A 14,012-nucleotide genomic window follows, 5' to 3' on the forward strand; every position below is an offset into this window, starting at 1 on the left:
GGGGAGGTATGGAGTATGGTGTTGCACAAGTCAGACAGAAGATTGCTGTGCTTCGGCAAAAGGCTTGAAGCACTTGGGGGCTTTATTTATGATGGGGTTGTAGGCGGTATCCGCTCGGATGCCGGGTTGACATCTTGATAACAGAAGGAGAAAGCTCATGAAAAAATTCCTGTTCGGTGCGCTGGCTGCGTTGGCGGCAGGCTTGTCGTTGGCGGCGGTAAACATCAATACGGCCGCTCAGAGCGAGTTGGAGGCCCTGCCGGGCATCGGCCCTGCGAAAGCCAAAGCGATTGTGGCCTACCGTCAGCAGAACGGCGGTTTCAAAACGACGGAAGAGCTGAAGAATGTGAAGGGTATCGGTGAGGGAATTTATGGCAAACTGAAGGCCGAGGTCACGGTGGCGCCGGTACAGAACAAACGTAAGGCCGTGCCGGCTAGCAAGTAGGCTGAACGAAGAACCCGGAAAATCACCGGGGAAAAAGCCGTCTGTAAATCAACTATAGGTTTGCAGACGGCTTCGGTCGGTAGGGGGGTGTGTAAAATGTTACAAAATAAAAGTTTAATTGCCTTATTCTCTTGACTAAACCCTTGCTGAAAAACTATAATTTCGCTCTTGTCGGCATGGTGTCGGCAAGTATTTAACTCAACAGGACGAGAAAATATGCCTACTATTAACCAATTGGTACGCAAAGGCCGTCAAAAGCCTGTGTACGTAAACAAAGTGCCTGCACTAGAAGCCTGCCCGCAAAAACGCGGCGTGTGCACCCGTGTGTATACCACTACTCCTAAAAAACCTAACTCTGCATTGCGTAAAGTATGTAAAGTTCGCCTGACTAATGGTTTTGAGGTGATTTCATACATCGGCGGTGAAGGTCACAACTTGCAAGAACATAGCGTAGTGCTGATTCGCGGCGGTCGTGTAAAAGACTTGCCGGGTGTGCGTTACCACACTGTACGCGGTTCTTTGGATACTGCCGGTGTTAAAGACCGTAAACAAGCCCGTTCTAAATACGGTGCGAAGCGTCCTAAGTAATTCGGACTTCATTAGGCACGTCGGCCGCCTAGTTTGAAAAAACGGCCGAGTAAGTGAATGCTTGTTTGGGCATTCATGGGAATTGTCCCAACTGAATAGATTTAAAGGAAATTAATATGCCACGTCGTAGAGAAGTCCCTAAGCGCGATGTATTGCCGGATCCTAAGTTCGGTAGCGTTGAGCTGACTAAATTCATGAACGTATTGATGATTGACGGTAAAAAATCAGTTGCAGAGCGCATCGTTTACGGTGCTTTGGCTCAAATTGAGAAAAAAACCGGCAAAGTTGCCATCGAAGTATTTAACGAAGCTATTGCTAACGCCAAACCTATCGTGGAAGTGAAAAGCCGTCGTGTAGGTGGTGCAAACTACCAAGTTCCTGTTGAGGTTCGTCCTTCACGTCGCTTGGCTTTGGCAATGCGTTGGGTTCGCGATGCTGCTCGTAAGCGCGGTGAGAAATCTATGGATCTGCGTTTGGCGGGTGAGTTGATTGATGCGGCTGAAGGCCGCGGCGGTGCGTTGAAAAAACGTGAAGAAGTGCACCGTATGGCTGAGGCGAACAAAGCGTTCTCCCACTTCCGTTTCTAATTTTGAAAGGCTAATAAAATGGCTCGTAAGACCCCAATCAGCCTGTACCGTAATATCGGTATTTCTGCGCATATTGACGCAGGTAAAACAACCACGACTGAACGTATTTTGTTCTATACCGGCCTGACCCACAAGTTGGGTGAGGTGCATGATGGTGCGGCTACTACCGACTATATGGAGCAAGAGCAAGAGCGCGGTATTACCATTACTTCTGCTGCGGTAACTTCATACTGGTCTGGTATGGCTAAGCAGTTTAAAGAGCACCGCTTTAACATCATTGATACTCCGGGACACGTGGACTTTACCGTAGAGGTGGAGCGTTCTATGCGTGTATTGGACGGTGCGGTGATGGTTTACTGTGCGGTGGGCGGTGTGCAACCTCAGTCTGAAACCGTATGGCGTCAAGCCAATAAATACCAAGTACCTCGCTTGGCCTTTGTAAACAAAATGGACCGCCAAGGCGCAAACTTCTTCCGTGTAGTTGAGCAAATGAAAACCCGTTTGCGCGCTAATCCTGTGCCTATCGTTATTCCGGTTGGTGCGGAAGATAATTTCGAAGGCGTTGTTGATTTGTTGAAAATGAAAGCCATCATTTGGAACGAGGCCGATAAAGGCGTAACGTTTGAATATGGCGATATTCCTGCAGATTTGGTTGATACCGCCGAAGAATGGCGTCAAAACATGATTGAAGCTGCTGCTGAAGCTTCTGAGGAGCTGATGGATAAATACTTGGGTGGTGAGGAGCTGACTGAGGAAGAGATCATCGGTGCTTTGCGTCAGCGTACTTTGGCAGGTGAAATCCAGCCGATGTTGTGTGGCTCTGCATTTAAAAACAAAGGCGTACAACGTATGTTGGATGCGGTGGTTGAGTTGCTGCCGGCTCCTACCGACATTCCGCCGGTACAAGGTGTAAATCCTTCAACAGAAGAAGCAGACAGCCGCGAAGCGAGTGACGATGCTCCGTTTTCTGCGTTGGCATTCAAAATGTTGAATGATAAATACGTTGGTAACTTGACCTTTATCCGTGTATATTCGGGTGTGGTTAAGTCCGGTGATACAGTAGTGAACTCTGTTAAAGGTTCTCGCGAGCGTATCGGCCGTTTGGTGCAAATGACTGCTGCAGACCGTACTGAAATTGAAGAAGTGCGTGCCGGTGATATTGCAGCGGCGATTGGCTTGAAAGATGTTGCCACAGGTGAAACCTTGTGTGCCGAAGGTTCTCCGATTATTTTGGAACGTATGGAGTTCCCGGAGCCGGTAATTCACGTTGCTGTTGAGCCGAAAACCAAAGCCGACCAAGAAAAAATGGGTATTGCTCTGAACCGTTTGGCGAAAGAAGACCCATCTTTCCGTGTGCGTACTGATGAAGAATCCGGACAAACCATCATTTCCGGTATGGGTGAGTTGCACTTGGAAATCATTGTTGACCGTATGAAACGTGAGTTTGCGGTGGATGCTAATATTGGTGCTCCGCAAGTAGCTTACCGTGAAACTATTCGTAAAGAAGTAGAGTCGGAATACAAACATGCCAAGCAGTCTGGTGGTAAGGGTCAGTACGGTCACGTTGTAATCAAGATGGAGCCAATGGAACCGGGTGGCGAAGGCTACGAATTTATTGATGAAATTAAAGGTGGTGTAATTCCGCGTGAATTTATTCCGTCTGTCGATAAAGGTATTCGCGATACCTTGCCAAACGGTGTGGTAGCAGGCTTCCCTGTTGTGGATGTTCGCGTACGCTTGGTGTTTGGTTCTTCACACGATGTAGACTCTTCGCAATTGGCCTTTGAGCTGGCAGCTTCTCAAGCCTTTAAAGAAGGTATGCGTAAGGCATCTCCTGTTCTGCTTGAGCCGATTATGGCAGTTGAAGTGGAAACTCCGGAAGAGTATATGGGTGATGTAATGGGTGATTTGAACCGTCGCCGCGGCATCGTTTTGGGTATGGATGATGACGGCATTGGTGGTAAGAAAGTTCGTGCGGAAGTTCCGTTGGCAGAAATGTTCGGTTATTCTACCGACTTGCGTTCTGCTACCCAAGGTCGCGCTACCTACTCTATGGAGTTTAAGAAATATGCTGAAGCTCCTGCAAACGTTGCCGCTGCGGTAACTGAAGCCCGCAAAGGTTAATATGGCAGTCAGGCCGTCTGTAAATTGACTGAAAAATGTTGCAGACGGCTTATATGCTGATTATTTGTTCTTTAATTGATCTTTAATGAAAAGGAATTAGCTCATGGCTAAGGAAAAATTTGAACGTAGCAAACCGCACGTAAACGTTGGCACCATCGGTCACGTTGACCATGGTAAAACCACTCTGACTGCTGCGTTGACTACCATTCTGTCTAAAAAATTCGGTGGCGCTGCCAAAGCATACGACCAAATCGACAACGCTCCTGAAGAAAAAGCCCGTGGTATTACCATTAATACCTCACACGTAGAATACGAAACCGAAACCCGCCACTACGCACACGTAGACTGCCCGGGTCACGCCGACTACGTTAAAAACATGATTACCGGTGCCGCTCAAATGGACGGTGCAATTTTGGTTGTATCCGCAGCCGACGGTCCTATGCCTCAAACCCGCGAGCACATCCTGTTGGCCCGTCAAGTAGGTGTACCGTACATTCTCGTATTCATGAACAAATGCGACATGGTTGACGATGCCGAACTGCTGGAACTGGTAGAGATGGAAATCCGCGACCTGTTGAGCAGCTACGACTTCCCGGGTGACGACTGCCCGATCGTACAAGGTTCTGCCTTGAAAGCCTTGGAAGGTGATGCAGCATTCGAAGCTAAAATTTTCGAACTGGCTGATGCACTGGACAGCTACATCCCTGCTCCTGAGCGTGCCGTTGACAAACCGTTCCTGTTGCCGATTGAAGACGTATTCTCAATCTCCGGCCGCGGTACTGTAGTAACCGGTCGTGTAGAGCGTGGTATCATCCATGTTGGCGACGAGATTGAAATCGTTGGTTTGAAAGAAACCCAAAAAACCACTTGTACCGGCGTAGAAATGTTCCGCAAACTGCTGGACGAAGGTCAAGCAGGTGATAACGTAGGCGTACTGCTGCGCGGTACCAAACGTGAAGAAGTAGAGCGCGGTCAAGTATTGGCCAAACCGGGTACCATTACCCCGCACACCAAGTTCGAAGCAGAAGTATACGTACTGAGCAAAGAAGAAGGTGGCCGTCATACTCCGTTCTTCGCAAACTACCGTCCGCAATTCTACTTCCGTACGACTGACGTTACCGGTGCGGTAACTCTGTCTGAAGGTGTAGAAATGGTAATGCCGGGTGAAAACGTGAAAATCACCGTTGAACTGATTGCACCGATTGCAATGGAAAACGGTCTGCGTTTTGCGATTCGCGAAGGTGGTCGTACCGTGGGTGCCGGTGTGGTATCTAACGTTATCGCTTAAGTAAAGGATATAGATAATGGCAAATCAAAAAATCCGTATCCGTTTGAAAGCTTATGATTATAGCTTGATTGACCGTTCTGCTCAGGAAATTGTGGAAACTGCGAAACGCACCGGTGCCGTAGTAAAAGGCCCGATTCCGTTGCCAACTAAGATTGAACGCTTTAATATTTTGCGCTCGCCTCACGTGAACAAAACTTCCCGTGAGCAGTTGGAAATCCGTACTCACCTGCGTTTGATGGATATTGTTGATTGGACTGATAAAACAACTGATGCATTGATGAAGCTGGATTTGCCGGCCGGTGTGGATGTTGAAATTAAAGTTCAATAATCATTATCGAATAAAAGCCAAGCAGTTGTCTGTTTGGCTTTTTTATTGCGTTAGGTCATCTGAAATGTAGGTGTCGTTGTTTTCAGACGGCTTTATTATGAAAACGCTAAGTTTTTATTGATATTTTTTTCAATAGTGCAGTATAATGGCGGACTTAGTACATTTGTGCTAAGTTTTTATCTTTGTCCAAAGGTGGGCCAATCGTAGCCTGCCCCTTTAATTAAAAGGAAAATAATCATGACTTTAGGTCTGGTTGGGCGCAAAGTTGGTATGACTCGCGTGTTCGACGAGCAGGGTGTTTCTGTTCCGGTAACCGTGTTGGATATGTCTGCTAACCGCGTTACACAAATCAAATCCAAAGATACTGACGGCTATGCTGCCGTACAAGTTACCTTTGGTCAGAAAAAAGTAAACCGTGTGAATAAAACCGAAGCTGGTCACTTTGCAAAAGCAGGTGTTGAGGCTGGTCGTGGTTTGGTTGAGTTTGCTTTGACTGAAGAACAATTGGCTGAATTGAAGGCTGGTGACGAGATTACTGTTGCGATGTTCGAAGCAGGTCAATTGGTGGATGTAACCGGTACCTCTAAGGGTAAAGGTTTCTCCGGTACTATTAAGCGTCATAATTTTGGTTCTCAGCGTACTTCTCATGGTAACTCGCGCTCTCACCGTGTGCCGGGTTCTATCGGTATGGCTCAAGATCCGGGTCGAGTTTTCCCGGGTAAGCGTATGGCGGGTCAATATGGTAATACCAAGGCAACCGTCCAAAATCTGGAAGTTGTACGTGTGGATGCCGAGCGTCAGTTGCTGCTTGTGAAAGGTGCTGTTCCTGGTTCTGTGAATAGCGATGTTGTAGTACGTCCGGGCGTGAAAGTAGGTGCGTAATGGAATTGAAAGTAATTGACGCTAAAGGACAGGTTTCCGGCAGCTTGGCTGTTTCTGATGCTCTGTTCGCTCGTGAATACAATGAAGCATTGGTACATCAGCTGATTACTGCTTTCTTGGCAAATGCTCGTTCTGGTAACCGTGCTCAAAAAACTCGTGCAGAAGTAAACCATTCTACTAAAAAGCCATGGCGCCAAAAAGGTACCGGTCGTGCCCGTTCCGGTATGACTTCTTCTCCGCTGTGGCGTAAAGGTGGTCGTGCATTCCCGAACAAACCTGATGAAAACTTCACTCAAAAAGTGAATCGTAAAATGTACCGCGCAGGCATGGCTTCTATCTTGTCTCAGTTGGTGCGTGACGAGCGTCTGTTTGCTATTGAGGCGTTGACTGCTGAAACTCCAAAAACCAAAGTTTTTGCGGAACAAGTGAAAAATTTGGGTTTGGAGCAGGTGCTGTTTGTAACCAAGCAGTTGGACGAGAATGTTTATTTGGCTTCACGCAACTTGCCGAATGTACTGGTTTTGGAAGCTCAACAAGTTGATCCATACAGCTTGTTGCGTTACAAAAAAGTCATCATCACTAAAGATGCAGTTGCACAATTAGAGGAGCAATGGGTATGAATCAACAACGTTTGACTCAAGTGATTTTGGCACCTATCGTTTCTGAAAAAAGCAACGTATTGGCTGAAAAACGCAATCAAATGACGTTTAAAGTAGCTGCCAATGCAACTAAAACCGAAATTAAGGCTGCTGTTGAGCTGTTGTTCGGTGTTCAAGTTGCCGCAGTAACTACCGTTACCATTAAAGGTAAAACCAAACGTTTTGGTCGCACTTTGGGCCGTCGCAGCGATGTTAAAAAGGCTTATGTGAGCTTGGCTGCCGGTCAAGAGTTGGATTTGGAAGCCGCTGCTGCAGCTGCAGAATAAGGAATAAGTTAAAATGGCAATCGTTAAAATGAAGCCAACCTCTGCAGGTCGTCGCGGCATGGTTCGCGTTGTTGCAGAAGGTTTGCACAAAGGTGCACCTTATGCACCTCTGGTTGAAAAGAAAAACTCTACTGCCGGTCGTAACCATAATGGTCACATTACCACTCGTCATAAGGGTGGCGGTCATAAACACCATTACCGCGTTGTAGATTTCAAACGTAACAAAGACGGTATCCCTGCAAAAGTTGAGCGTATCGAGTACGATCCTAACCGTACTGCATTCATTGCATTGCTGTGTTATGCAGACGGCGAACGTCGTTATATTATTGCTCCGCGTGGTGTTCAAGCCGGTGCTGTATTGGTATCAGGTGCGGAAGCTGCGATTAAAGTAGGTAATACCCTGCCTATCCGCAACATTCCGGTAGGTACGACTATCCACTGTATCGAAATGAAGCCGGGTAAGGGTGCGCAAATCGCTCGTTCAGCCGGTGCTTCTGCGGTATTATTGGCTAAAGAAGGTATTTACGCTCAAGTGCGTCTGCGTTCTGGTGAGGTGCGTAAAATCCATGTGGATTGTCGTGCAACCATCGGTGAAGTTGGTAACGAAGAGCAAAGCCTGAAAAAAATCGGTAAAGCTGGTGCAAACCGTTGGCGTGGTATTCGTCCGACCGTTCGTGGTGTCGTAATGAACCCTGTTGATCACCCGCATGGTGGTGGTGAAGGCCGTACCGGTGAGGCTCGCGAACCGGTTAGCCCATGGGGTACTCCTGCTAAAGGTTACCGCACTCGTAATAACAAACGCACGGATAACATGATTGTTCGTCGTCGTTACTCAAATAAAGGTTAATTAATATGGCTCGTTCATTGAAAAAAGGCCCATATGTAGACCTGCATTTGCTGAAAAAAGTAGATGCTGCTCGTGCAAGCAACGATAAGCGTCCAATTAAAACTTGGTCGCGTCGTTCTACCATTTTGCCTGATTTTATCGGTTTGACTATCGCTGTACACAATGGCCGCACTCACGTGCCTGTATTTATCAGCGATAACATGGTCGGTCATAAATTGGGTGAGTTCTCATTGACCCGTACCTTTAAAGGCCATTTGGCTGATAAAAAGGCTAAAAAGAAATAAGGTGAATCATGAGAGTAAGTGCACAACATAAAAATGCCCGTATCTCAGCTCAAAAAGCTCGCTTAGTGGCTGATTTAATTCGTGGTAAAGACGTTGCCCAAGCTTTGAACATCTTGGCATTCAGCCCGAAAAAAGGTGCCGAGTTGATTAAAAAAGTACTGGAATCAGCAATTGCGAATGCCGAGCACAATAACGGTGCCGACATCGATGAGCTGAAAGTGGTAACTATCTTCGTTGACAAAGGTCCTAGCTTGAAACGTTTTCAAGCTCGTGCCAAAGGTCGCGGTAACCGCATTGAAAAACAAACTTGTCATATTAATGTGACAGTGGGCAACTAAGGAAAAGCTATGGGACAAAAGATTAACCCTACAGGCTTTCGCCTGGCGGTAACTAAAGACTGGTCTTCAAAATGGTTTGCTAAAAGCAACGAATTTTCAACTGTATTGAAGCAAGATATCGATGTTCGTAACTACCTCCGTACCCGTTTGGCAAATGCCTCTGTTGGTCGTGTAGTGATTGAGCGTCCTGCTAAATCGGCTCGTATTACCATTCACTCTGCTCGTCCGGGTGTTGTAATCGGTAAAAAAGGTGAGGATATCGAAATTTTGAAACGTGATCTGCAAGCTCTGATGGGTGTGCCGGTACACGTTAATATCGAAGAAATCCGCAAGCCTGAACTGGATGCGCAAATTATTGCAGACGGCATTGCACAACAATTGGAAAAACGTGTCCAATTTCGTCGTGCTATGAAACGTTCTATGCAGAATGCAATGCGTGCCGGTGCCAAAGGTATCAAAATTATGACTTCAGGTCGTCTGAACGGTGCTGACATTGCGCGTAGCGAATGGTACCGTGAAGGCCGTGTGCCGCTGCATACTCTGCGTGCAAACGTAGATTATGCAACCAGCGAGGCTCACACTACTTACGGTGTATTGGGTCTGAAAGTTTGGGTTTACACTGAAGGTGATGTAAAATCTTCTGCTAAACCTGAAGAGAAGAAACAAAGAAAGGCAGGTGGTCGTCATGCTGCAGCCAACTAGACTGAAATACCGCAAACAGCATAAAGGCCGTAATACCGGTATCGCTACCCGTGGTAATAAAGTAAGTTTCGGCGAATACGGTTTGAAAGCTGTTGGTCGCGGTCGTTTGACTGCTCGCCAAATCGAAGCTGCCCGCCGTACCATGACTCGTCACATTAAACGTGGCGGTCGCATTTGGATTCGTGTATTCCCGGACAAACCGATTACCGAAAAACCTATCCAGGTTCGTATGGGTGGCGGTAAAGGTAATGTGGAATACTACGTTGCTGAAATTAAACCGGGCAAAGTATTGTATGAAATGGATGGTGTGCCAGAAGCATTGGCTCGAGAAGCCTTTGAATTGGCTGCTGCTAAATTGCCAGTTCCTACAACCTTTGTAGTAAGACAGGTAGGTCAATAATGAAAGCAAATGAATTGAAAGACAAATCTGTTGAGCAATTAAATGCTGATTTGCTTGACTTATTGAAAGCACAATTTGGCTTGCGTATGCAAAATGCAACCGGTCAATTGGGTAAATCAAGCGAATTAAAACGTGTGCGTCGCGATATTGCTCGTATTAAAACCGTTTTAACTGAAAAAGGTGCTAAGTAATGAGCGAAGCTAAAAACGTTCGTACTTTGCAAGGCAAAGTAGTCAGCGACAAGATGGATAAAACCGTAACCGTATTGGTTGAACGTAAAGTAAAACATCCTCTTTACGGTAAAATTATTCGCCTGTCCACCAAAATTCATGCCCATGATGAAAAAAATGAGTATGGTATCGGTGATGTGGTGGTGATTGCGGAATCTCGTCCGTTGTCAAAAACCAAATCTTGGATTGTAAAAGAGCTGGTTGAGAAAGCACGTACTGTTTAATTTTTGAGACAGTAGTGCTTTAATAAGAAACGAAGTCTTGCAGCAAGTTAAATTTGCGTGTAAACTTCGTTTCTTATCTTTCAGTGTCTTGCTGAAAGTTTCTTCCCGTCGGGATCCAAGACTGGTTTACTAGAACCGTGATGGTTTCATTTGGTAAATAACAATCAAGTTATGAGCTAGGTGAAAAGGGTAAATTAAGTTGGTTAATTTAAAGGTAATAAAATGATTCAAATGCAGACCATCTTAGATGTGGCTGATAACTCTGGTGCGCGCCGTGTAATGTGCATCAAAGTGTTGGGCGGGTCTAAGCGTCGCTATGCTTCGGTTGGCGATATCATTAAAGTTGCAGTTAAGGATGCTGCACCTCGTGGCCGCGTTAAAAAAGGTGATGTTTACAATGCTGTTGTTGTTCGTACGGCAAAAGGTGTTCGTCGTCCGGATGGCGCGCTGATTAAGTTTGACAACAATGCTGCTGTATTGCTGAATAACAAACTTGAGCCTATGGGTACGCGTATTTTCGGCCCGGTAACTCGCGAGCTGCGTACCGAGCGATTCATGAAAATCGTTTCGCTGGCACCTGAAGTGCTGTAAGGAAGATAGAAATGAATAAAATTATTAAAGGCGATCAAGTCGTTGTTATTGCCGGCAAAGATAAAGGCAAGCAAGGTCAAGTAGTTCGCGTGTTGGGTGATAAAGTTGTTGTTGAGGGTGTGAATGTTGTAAAGCGCCATCAAAAGCCAAATCCGATGCGTGGTGTTGAAGGTGGTATTGTTGCTAAAGAAATGCCTTTGGCTATTTCTAATGTTGCAATTTTTAATCCTGAAACCAATAAAGCAGACCGTGTTGGTATTAAATTGATTGAAGGCGAAGGTAAAATCAAACGTGTTCGCGTCTTCAAGTCTAACGGCTCTGTCATTGGAGCATAAGGAGATAACATGGCTCGTTTGAGAGAGTTTTATAAAGATACTGTGGTTCCTGAGTTGGTGAAACAATTCGGTTACAAATCAGTAATGGAAGTGCCCCGCATTGAAAAAATTACCTTGAATATGGGTGTTGGTGAGGCAGTTGCTGATAAAAAAGTAATGGAACATGCTGTTGCTGACTTGGAAAAAATTGCCGGTCAAAAACCTGTTGTAACCGTTGCACGTAAATCTATCGCAGGTTTTAAAATCCGTGATAACTATCCGGTGGGTTGTAAGGTGACTTTGCGTCGCGATCAGATGTTCGAATTCTTGGATCGTTTAATTAGTATCGCATTGCCTCGTGTGCGCGACTTTCGTGGTGTGAGTGGTAAATCATTTGATGGTCGTGGTAACTATAATATGGGTGTGCGCGAGCAAATCATTTTCCCGGAAATTGAATACGATAAAATCGATGCTTTGCGTGGTTTGAATATTACTATTACTACTACTGCAAAAACTGATGAAGAAGCTAAAGCTTTGTTGTCTCTGTTCAAGTTTCCGTTCAAAGGATAATCAATGGCTAAGAAAGCACTTATTAATCGTGAGCTGAAACGTCAAGCTCTGGCGAAAAAATATGCCGCTAAACGCGAAGCAATTTTTGCAGTGATTAACAATGCAAATGTAACTGAAGAAGAGCGTTTTGAGGCACGTTTGAAATTCCAGGCAATTCCTCGCAATGCTGCACCTGTGCGTCAACGTCGTCGTTGTGCTTTGACAGGTCGTCCTCGTGGCACGTTCCGTAAATTCGGTTTGGGCCGTATTAAGATCCGTGAAATCGCAATGCGTGGCGAGATTCCGGGTGTTGTTAAAGCTAGCTGGTAATAGGAGTATTAATAATGAGTATGCATGATCCTATTTCCGATATGTTGACTCGTATCCGTAATGCGCAACGTGCTAATAAAGTGGCAGTTGCTATGCCTTCATCAAAATTGAAATGTGCGATTGCCAAAGTTTTGAAAGAAGAAGGTTACATCGAGGATTTTGCGGTTTCTGCTGATGCAAAACCGGTATTGGAAATTCAATTAAAATACTACGCAGGCCGCCCTGTAATTGAGCAAATTAAGCGTGTATCACGCCCTGGTTTGCGTATTTACAAAGCTTCTAGCGAGATTCCGAGCGTGATGAACGGTTTGGGTGTTGCTATTGTTAGTACTTCTAAAGGTGTGATGACTGACCGTAAAGCCCGCTCTGAAGGTGTTGGCGGTGAGTTGTTGTGCATCGTAGCCTAGTGGAGAGAGATAAATGTCACGCGTAGCTAAAAACCCAGTGACTGTTCCTGCTGGGGTTGAAGTAAAATTTGGAACGGATGCGTTAGTTGTAAAAGGCAAGAATGGTGAGTTGTCTTTTCCGCTGCCTACTAATGTCGCTATCGAACTGAATGATGGTCAGTTGACCTTTGCTGCCAAAGATGAAAGCAAGCAGGCAAATGCTATGTCTGGTACTGCACGTGCCTTGGTTGGCAATATGGTTAAGGGTGTTTCTGAAGGTTTTGAGAAAAAACTCCAATTGATTGGTGTGGGTTATCGCGCCCAAGCCCAAGGTAAAGTTTTGAACCTGTCTCTGGGTTTTTCTCACCCAATTGTATATGAAATGCCTGAAGGTGTTACTGTTCAAACACCTAGCCAAACAGAGATTGTTCTGACTGGTGCAGATAAACAAGTTGTTGGTCAAGTTGCTGCTGAAATTCGCGCATTCCGCTCTCCAGAGCCTTATAAAGGTAAAGGTGTTCGTTATGTGGGCGAAGTGGTGGTGATGAAAGAAGCCAAGAAAAAATAATTGAGGTTCACTAATGAATAAACATGCAACCCGACTCCGTCGTGCACGCAAAACCCGTGCACGTATTGCGGACTTGAAAATGGTAAGATTATGCGTGTTCCGCACAAATAATCACATTTATGCTCAAGTAATTAGTGCTGAAGGTGATAAAGTATTGGCTCAAGCCTCTACCTTGGAAGCTGAAGTACGCAACAGCCTGAAATCCGGTAGCAATGTAGAAGCTGCTGCCGTAGTAGGTAAGCGTATTGCTGAGAAAGCAAAAGCAGCAGGTGTTGAAAAAGTTGCTTTTGACCGCTCAGGTTTTCAGTATCACGGTCGTGTGAAAGCTTTGGCTGAAGCTGCACGTGAGAATGGTTTGAGCTTCTAATATTTGGAGACTTTCAGATGGCAAAACATGAAATTGAAGAACGCGGTGATGGCCTGATTGAAAAAATGGTCGCTGTAAACCGTGTAACTAAAGTGGTCAAAGGTGGCCGAATTATGGCTTTCTCTGCGCTGACAGTTGTTGGTGATGGTGATGGTCGTATCGGTATGGGTAAAGGTAAATCTAAAGAAGTACCTGTTGCCGTACAAAAAGCTATGGATCAGGCTCGTCGTTCAATGATTAAAGTACCTTTGAAAAACGGTACAATTCACCATGAGGTAATTGGTCGTCATGGTGCAACTCGTGTATTTATGCAGCCTGCTAAAGAGGGTAGTGGTGTAAAAGCCGGTGGTCCTATGCGTTTGGTTTTTGATGCTATGGGTATCCATAACATTTCTGCCAAAGTTCATGGTTCTACTAATCCTTATAATATTGTACGTGCTACTTTGGACGGTCTGTCAAAACTGTATACTCCTGCTGATATTGCTGCTAAGCGCGGTTTGACAGTAGAAGAGATTTTAGGAGCTAACCATGACTGAGCAAAAAAAACTCAAAGTAACTTTGGTTAAAAGCCTGATTGGTACAATTGAATCTCATCGAGCTTGTGTGCGTGGTTTGGGCTTACGTCGTCGGGAGCATACTGTTGAGGTTTTGGATACCCCGGAAAATCGTGGCATGATTAATAAAATCAGCTACCTTTTGAAAGTGGAGTCATAAT

The 14,012-nt window shown here is 45.6% G+C and carries 25 protein-coding genes; all 25 read left to right on the forward strand.

From position 1 onward, the window contains the following. The first annotated feature begins 157 nt into the window (after nucleotides 1-157). Nucleotides 158-445, forward strand: coding sequence for a ComEA family DNA-binding protein (locus tag EL111_RS00815; RefSeq protein ID WP_126325826.1), 288 nt, complete (start codon nucleotides 158-160; stop codon nucleotides 443-445). A gap of 216 nt (nucleotides 446-661) precedes the next feature. After that, nucleotides 662-1,033, forward strand: coding sequence for a 30S ribosomal protein S12 (gene rpsL, locus EL111_RS00820; RefSeq protein ID WP_002218431.1), 372 nt, complete (start codon nucleotides 662-664; stop codon nucleotides 1,031-1,033). A gap of 116 nt (nucleotides 1,034-1,149) precedes the next feature. Further along, entirely contained in the window at nucleotides 1,150-1,620 is a 471-nt protein-coding gene (rpsG, locus tag EL111_RS00825; RefSeq protein WP_123796429.1) for a 30S ribosomal protein S7, read from the forward strand. Between the two features lie 18 nt (nucleotides 1,621-1,638). After that, complete coding sequence (fusA, locus tag EL111_RS00830; RefSeq protein WP_123796428.1) at nucleotides 1,639-3,744, forward strand: elongation factor G; 2,106 nt, start codon at nucleotides 1,639-1,641, stop codon at nucleotides 3,742-3,744. 103 nt (nucleotides 3,745-3,847) lie between these two features. After that, nucleotides 3,848-5,032, forward strand: a complete 1,185-nt coding sequence (gene tuf, locus EL111_RS00835) for an elongation factor Tu (protein ID WP_126325827.1) — start codon at nucleotides 3,848-3,850, stop codon at nucleotides 5,030-5,032. Between the two features lie 16 nt (nucleotides 5,033-5,048). Continuing rightward, nucleotides 5,049-5,360, forward strand: coding sequence for a 30S ribosomal protein S10 (rpsJ, locus tag EL111_RS00840; RefSeq protein WP_002642322.1), 312 nt, complete (start codon nucleotides 5,049-5,051; stop codon nucleotides 5,358-5,360). A 237-nt stretch (nucleotides 5,361-5,597) separates the two neighbouring features. Further along, entirely contained in the window at nucleotides 5,598-6,242 is a 645-nt protein-coding gene (gene rplC, locus EL111_RS00845) for a 50S ribosomal protein L3 (protein ID WP_123795162.1), read from the forward strand. Beyond that, on the forward strand, nucleotides 6,242-6,862 hold the full coding sequence (rplD, locus tag EL111_RS00850; protein WP_123795163.1) for a 50S ribosomal protein L4: 621 nt from the start codon (nucleotides 6,242-6,244) through the stop codon (nucleotides 6,860-6,862). The genes rplC and rplD overlap by 1 nt, the downstream gene beginning before the upstream one ends. Continuing rightward, nucleotides 6,859-7,167 carry a 50S ribosomal protein L23 gene (gene rplW, locus EL111_RS00855; protein WP_172459274.1) on the forward strand — a complete coding sequence of 103 codons (309 nt, stop codon included), beginning with the start codon at nucleotides 6,859-6,861 and terminating at the stop codon, nucleotides 7,165-7,167. The genes rplD and rplW overlap by 4 nt, the downstream gene beginning before the upstream one ends. A 13-nt stretch (nucleotides 7,168-7,180) precedes the next feature. Next, nucleotides 7,181-8,014: a 50S ribosomal protein L2 gene (gene rplB, locus EL111_RS00860; protein WP_123795164.1), complete on the forward strand. Its 834-nt coding sequence runs from the start codon at nucleotides 7,181-7,183 to the stop codon at nucleotides 8,012-8,014. 5 nt (nucleotides 8,015-8,019) lie between these two features. Next, the gene (rpsS, locus tag EL111_RS00865; protein WP_002215422.1) at nucleotides 8,020-8,298 is read left to right on the forward strand and encodes a 30S ribosomal protein S19; all 279 of its coding nucleotides are present in this window, start codon (nucleotides 8,020-8,022) and stop codon (nucleotides 8,296-8,298) included. 8 nt (nucleotides 8,299-8,306) lie between these two features. Further along, on the forward strand, nucleotides 8,307-8,636 hold the full coding sequence (rplV, locus tag EL111_RS00870) for a 50S ribosomal protein L22 (protein ID WP_003749277.1): 330 nt from the start codon (nucleotides 8,307-8,309) through the stop codon (nucleotides 8,634-8,636). A 9-nt stretch (nucleotides 8,637-8,645) separates the two neighbouring features. Further along, nucleotides 8,646-9,338 carry a 30S ribosomal protein S3 gene (rpsC, locus tag EL111_RS00875; protein ID WP_066077354.1) on the forward strand — a complete coding sequence of 231 codons (693 nt, stop codon included), beginning with the start codon at nucleotides 8,646-8,648 and terminating at the stop codon, nucleotides 9,336-9,338. Then, complete coding sequence (gene rplP, locus EL111_RS00880) at nucleotides 9,322-9,738, forward strand: 50S ribosomal protein L16 (RefSeq protein WP_123795165.1); 417 nt, start codon at nucleotides 9,322-9,324, stop codon at nucleotides 9,736-9,738. The genes rpsC and rplP overlap by 17 nt, the downstream gene beginning before the upstream one ends. After that, on the forward strand, nucleotides 9,738-9,929 hold the full coding sequence (gene rpmC / locus EL111_RS00885; protein WP_123795166.1) for a 50S ribosomal protein L29: 192 nt from the start codon (nucleotides 9,738-9,740) through the stop codon (nucleotides 9,927-9,929). The genes rplP and rpmC overlap by 1 nt, the downstream gene beginning before the upstream one ends. Next, nucleotides 9,929-10,192: a 30S ribosomal protein S17 gene (gene rpsQ / locus EL111_RS00890; protein ID WP_123795167.1), complete on the forward strand. Its 264-nt coding sequence runs from the start codon at nucleotides 9,929-9,931 to the stop codon at nucleotides 10,190-10,192. Before rpmC ends, rpsQ begins: the two co-directional genes overlap by 1 nt. Before the next feature lie 222 nt (nucleotides 10,193-10,414). Then, entirely contained in the window at nucleotides 10,415-10,783 is a 369-nt protein-coding gene (rplN, locus tag EL111_RS00895; protein WP_066077345.1) for a 50S ribosomal protein L14, read from the forward strand. A gap of 11 nt (nucleotides 10,784-10,794) precedes the next feature. Then, on the forward strand, nucleotides 10,795-11,118 hold the full coding sequence (rplX, locus tag EL111_RS00900; protein WP_123795168.1) for a 50S ribosomal protein L24: 324 nt from the start codon (nucleotides 10,795-10,797) through the stop codon (nucleotides 11,116-11,118). Nucleotides 11,119-11,127: 9 nt separating this feature from the next. Beyond that, entirely contained in the window at nucleotides 11,128-11,667 is a 540-nt protein-coding gene (gene rplE, locus EL111_RS00905; RefSeq protein ID WP_123795169.1) for a 50S ribosomal protein L5, read from the forward strand. A gap of 3 nt (nucleotides 11,668-11,670) precedes the next feature. After that, nucleotides 11,671-11,976 (forward strand): 30S ribosomal protein S14, encoded by a 306-nt coding sequence (gene rpsN / locus EL111_RS00910; protein ID WP_123795170.1) that lies wholly within the window; start codon nucleotides 11,671-11,673, stop codon nucleotides 11,974-11,976. A gap of 14 nt (nucleotides 11,977-11,990) precedes the next feature. Then, nucleotides 11,991-12,383: a 30S ribosomal protein S8 gene (rpsH, locus tag EL111_RS00915; protein WP_066077332.1), complete on the forward strand. Its 393-nt coding sequence runs from the start codon at nucleotides 11,991-11,993 to the stop codon at nucleotides 12,381-12,383. A gap of 13 nt (nucleotides 12,384-12,396) precedes the next feature. Further along, on the forward strand, nucleotides 12,397-12,930 hold the full coding sequence (gene rplF / locus EL111_RS00920; RefSeq protein WP_123795171.1) for a 50S ribosomal protein L6: 534 nt from the start codon (nucleotides 12,397-12,399) through the stop codon (nucleotides 12,928-12,930). 13 nt (nucleotides 12,931-12,943) lie between these two features. Further along, nucleotides 12,944-13,297 carry a 50S ribosomal protein L18 gene (gene rplR / locus EL111_RS00925; RefSeq protein ID WP_123795172.1) on the forward strand — a complete coding sequence of 118 codons (354 nt, stop codon included), beginning with the start codon at nucleotides 12,944-12,946 and terminating at the stop codon, nucleotides 13,295-13,297. Between the two features lie 17 nt (nucleotides 13,298-13,314). After that, entirely contained in the window at nucleotides 13,315-13,833 is a 519-nt protein-coding gene (rpsE, locus tag EL111_RS00930) for a 30S ribosomal protein S5 (protein ID WP_123795173.1), read from the forward strand. Further along, a complete protein-coding gene (gene rpmD / locus EL111_RS00935) occupies nucleotides 13,826-14,011 on the forward strand; it encodes a 50S ribosomal protein L30 (RefSeq protein ID WP_123795174.1) in 186 nt (61 codons plus the stop codon). Before rpsE ends, rpmD begins: the two co-directional genes overlap by 8 nt. The last annotated feature ends 1 nt before the right edge of the window (nucleotide 14,012 follow it).

Source organism: Neisseria animalis (assembly GCF_900636515.1).
In the GTDB taxonomy this organism is placed as follows: Bacteria; Pseudomonadota; Gammaproteobacteria; order Burkholderiales; family Neisseriaceae; genus Neisseria; species Neisseria animalis.

Bases quoted from the DNA above. Each gene is read 5' to 3' on its own strand.
- rplD (WP_123795163.1), top strand. From the start codon at position 6,242: ATGGAATTGAAAGTAATTGACGCTAAAGGACAGGTTTCCGGCAGCTTG.
- rplF (WP_123795171.1), top strand. From the start codon at position 12,397: ATGTCACGCGTAGCTAAAAACCCAGTGACTGTTCCTGCTGGGGTTGAA.
- rpmC (WP_123795166.1), top strand. From the start codon at position 9,738: ATGAAAGCAAATGAATTGAAAGACAAATCTGTTGAGCAATTAAATGCT.
- rplW (WP_172459274.1), top strand. From the start codon at position 6,859: ATGAATCAACAACGTTTGACTCAAGTGATTTTGGCACCTATCGTTTCT.
- rpsL (WP_002218431.1), top strand. From the start codon at position 662: ATGCCTACTATTAACCAATTGGTACGCAAAGGCCGTCAAAAGCCTGTG.
- rpsH (WP_066077332.1), top strand. From the start codon at position 11,991: ATGAGTATGCATGATCCTATTTCCGATATGTTGACTCGTATCCGTAAT.
- rpsS (WP_002215422.1), top strand. From the start codon at position 8,020: ATGGCTCGTTCATTGAAAAAAGGCCCATATGTAGACCTGCATTTGCTG.
- tuf (WP_126325827.1), top strand. From the start codon at position 3,848: ATGGCTAAGGAAAAATTTGAACGTAGCAAACCGCACGTAAACGTTGGC.
- EL111_RS00815 (WP_126325826.1), top strand. From the start codon at position 158: ATGAAAAAATTCCTGTTCGGTGCGCTGGCTGCGTTGGCGGCAGGCTTG.
- rplB (WP_123795164.1), top strand. From the start codon at position 7,181: ATGGCAATCGTTAAAATGAAGCCAACCTCTGCAGGTCGTCGCGGCATG.
- rpsN (WP_123795170.1), top strand. From the start codon at position 11,671: ATGGCTAAGAAAGCACTTATTAATCGTGAGCTGAAACGTCAAGCTCTG.
- rplV (WP_003749277.1), top strand. From the start codon at position 8,307: ATGAGAGTAAGTGCACAACATAAAAATGCCCGTATCTCAGCTCAAAAA.
- rplR (WP_123795172.1), top strand. From the start codon at position 12,944: ATGAATAAACATGCAACCCGACTCCGTCGTGCACGCAAAACCCGTGCA.
- fusA (WP_123796428.1), top strand. From the start codon at position 1,639: ATGGCTCGTAAGACCCCAATCAGCCTGTACCGTAATATCGGTATTTCT.
- rplP (WP_123795165.1), top strand. From the start codon at position 9,322: ATGCTGCAGCCAACTAGACTGAAATACCGCAAACAGCATAAAGGCCGT.
- rplN (WP_066077345.1), top strand. From the start codon at position 10,415: ATGATTCAAATGCAGACCATCTTAGATGTGGCTGATAACTCTGGTGCG.
- rpsE (WP_123795173.1), top strand. From the start codon at position 13,315: ATGGCAAAACATGAAATTGAAGAACGCGGTGATGGCCTGATTGAAAAA.
- rpmD (WP_123795174.1), top strand. From the start codon at position 13,826: ATGACTGAGCAAAAAAAACTCAAAGTAACTTTGGTTAAAAGCCTGATT.
- rpsJ (WP_002642322.1), top strand. From the start codon at position 5,049: ATGGCAAATCAAAAAATCCGTATCCGTTTGAAAGCTTATGATTATAGC.
- rpsQ (WP_123795167.1), top strand. From the start codon at position 9,929: ATGAGCGAAGCTAAAAACGTTCGTACTTTGCAAGGCAAAGTAGTCAGC.
- rpsG (WP_123796429.1), top strand. From the start codon at position 1,150: ATGCCACGTCGTAGAGAAGTCCCTAAGCGCGATGTATTGCCGGATCCT.
- rplC (WP_123795162.1), top strand. From the start codon at position 5,598: ATGACTTTAGGTCTGGTTGGGCGCAAAGTTGGTATGACTCGCGTGTTC.
- rplX (WP_123795168.1), top strand. From the start codon at position 10,795: ATGAATAAAATTATTAAAGGCGATCAAGTCGTTGTTATTGCCGGCAAA.
- rpsC (WP_066077354.1), top strand. From the start codon at position 8,646: ATGGGACAAAAGATTAACCCTACAGGCTTTCGCCTGGCGGTAACTAAA.
- rplE (WP_123795169.1), top strand. From the start codon at position 11,128: ATGGCTCGTTTGAGAGAGTTTTATAAAGATACTGTGGTTCCTGAGTTG.